The sequence below is a fragment of the Actinomadura logoneensis genome (assembly GCF_003428695.1).
Lineage (GTDB): Bacteria > Actinomycetota > Actinomycetes > Streptosporangiales > Streptosporangiaceae > Spirillospora > Spirillospora logoneensis.
This window is the reverse complement of sequence record NZ_QURH01000645.1, coordinates 1-2,545: the sequence shown is the minus strand read 5'-3', so window position 1 is coordinate 2,545 and position 2,545 is coordinate 1. Positions and strand designations below refer to the sequence as shown.

The following is a 2,545-nucleotide window of genomic DNA, read 5'->3' as shown; positions in this document are numbered from 1 at the left end:
GGCTCCGGGCCTGCCGCCGGTCGCGACGTCCGCGCGGCGCTGGGCGCACGCGATGGCCGAGGCCGCGTCCGCGCCGGAGCGGGTCGCCGAGCTCGGCTGGTGGCGGTCCGTCCTGGACGGCCCCGACCCGGTGCTCGGCGCGCGCCGCCTCGACCCGGCCGTCGACGTGATGGGGACGGTCGAGAACGTGCGGGTGTCGTTGCCGCCGCGCGTGACCGAGGCGCTGCTGACGACCGTGCCCGCCGCGTTCCACGGCGGCGTCAACGACGGCCTGCTCGCCGGGCTGGCGCTGGCCGTCGCGCGGTGGCGGCGGGCGCGGGGCGTGGCCGAGCCGTCCACGCTGCTGCGGCTGGAGGGGCACGGCCGCGAGGAGGACGCCGTGCCGGGCGCGGACCTGTCCCGCACGGTCGGCTGGTTCACCAGCGTGTTCCCGGTGCGGCTGGACCTGGCCGGGATCGACGTGGACGAGGCGTTCGCGGGCGGCCCGGCGGCGGGCGCGGCGATCCGCGCGGTGAAGGAGACGCTGCGGGCCGTCCCCGACAAGGGCCTCGGCTACGGGCTGCTGCGCTACCTGAACGAGGAGACCGCCGCCGCCCTGCGCGGCCGTCCGCTGGGCCAGATCGGGTTCAACTACCTCGGCCGGTTCGGCGCGGCCGACATGCCGGAGGACCTGCGCGGCCTCGGCTGGAACCTGAGCGGCGACCTGGCCGAGCTGGAGGAGCTGGCCATCCTGGACGCGGGCCACAACCCGGCGATGCCCGCGCAGGCCGAGGTCGACATCAACGCGACCGTGACCGACGGCCCGGACGGCCCGCGCCTGAACGCGATGTTCGCCGCGCCGCGCGGCGTCCTGCCGGCCGGCGAGGTCCGCGAGCTGGCCGAGCTGTGGTGCGAGGCGCTGACCGGGCTGGCCGCGCACGCGGCGGGCCCCGACGCGGGCGGCCTCACCCCGTCCGACGTCCCGCTCGTCGCGGTGACGCAGGACGAGCTGGACGCCTGGCGCAAGCGGCACCCCGGCCTGGTCGACGTGTGGCCGCCGACGCCGCTGCAGGCGGGGATGCTGCACCACACGGTCATGACCGACGCCGCCGAGGGCGGCGACGCCTACCAGGTGCAACTGGTCGTCGGCCTGGACGGGGAGGTGGACGCCGCCCGGCTCCGCGCCGCCGGGCAGGCGCTGCTCGACCGGCACGCGGCGCTGCGCACGGCGTTCGTGGTGACCGGGGCGGGCGACTGGGCGCAGCTGGTGGTCGAGGGCGCGGCGCTGCCGTGGCGCGAGATCGACGTCCCGGACGCCGCCGCCTTCGAGGCGTTCCTCGGCCGGGACCGCGCCGAGCCGTTCGACCTGGCGAGCCCGCCGCTGCTGCGGATGACGCTCGCCCGCGTCCGGCCCGGCCGCGCCGAGCTGGTGGTCACCGCCCACCACGCGCTGTTCGACGGCTGGTCCGAGCCGCTGCTGGTCACCGACCTGCTGCGGCTGTACGGCGGCCGGGACCTGCCGGAGCGGCGCTCCTTCCGGGACTTCCTCGCCTGGCTCGGCGGCCGGGACCGGGAGCTGGCGGCGCGGACGCACGCCGACGCGCTCGACGGCGTCGAGCCGACGCTGGTCGCGGGCTCGGCGGGCGACGCGTCCGGGTTCGGCGAGCTGGCCGTCCCGCTGGCGGACGCCGACGGGGACGCGCTGGTCCGCCGCGCGGCCGAGCTGGGCGCGACGGTCAACCACCTCGTCCAGGCGGCGTGGGCGGTCGTCCTCGCCGCCGCCACCGGGCGCACCGACGTGGTGTTCGGCGCGGCGGTGTCGGGCCGTCCGGCCGAGCTGGACGGCGTCGAGGCGATGGTCGGGCTGTTCCTCAACACCGTCCCGGTCCGGGTGCGGTGCGCGCCGTGGCAGGCCCTCGCGGACGTCGTCGCGGGCCTGCGGTCCGCGCGCGCGGACCTCCTCGACCACGAGCACGCCGCGCTCGCCGACGTGCACGAGTGGGCCGGGGTGCACGTCCTGTTCGACACGCTCGTCGCGTTCCAGTCGTTCCCGTCCGGCGGGACCGGGATCGCCGAGGCGGGCGCGGCGGCCGGGCTCGGCGTCGACGGCTACCGGCCGATCGGGGTGTCGCACTACCCGCTGACCGTGTTCGCCGACCTGGACGGACGGCTGCGGCTGCGGCTCCAGTACCGGCACGGCGCGCTCGACCCGGCGTCCGCCGGACGGTTCGCGGACGGTCTCGCGCGGGTGCTGCGCGCGTTCACCGCCGACCCGTCCGCCCGCGTCGCCGCGGTCGACCTCGCCTTTGCCGGCTCCGGGGAGACCGGCGCGCCCGGGGCGGTCCTGGTCGCGGACGGCGTCCGGACGCCGCTGCGCGAACTCGACGAACGCGCCCGCCGGATCGCGGCCACCTGCGACCTGCGCCCCGGCACGGTCGTCGCGGTCGACCACTCCGACCTCACCGGACGGGTGGCGGCGGCGCTGGCGGTGCTCGAGGCGGGCGGCTGCGTCCTGCCGGTCGAGCCGGGCGACCCGCCCGCGTGGCGGGACGCCGTCCGCGCCGAC

At 78.3% G+C, this 2,545-nt stretch carries 1 protein-coding gene; it reads left to right on the top strand.

The window, feature by feature from the left end:
- A partial coding sequence (locus DZF91_RS25080) for a condensation domain-containing protein (RefSeq protein ID WP_235834537.1) occupies nucleotides 1-2,545 on the top strand: 2,545 nt, incomplete at both ends.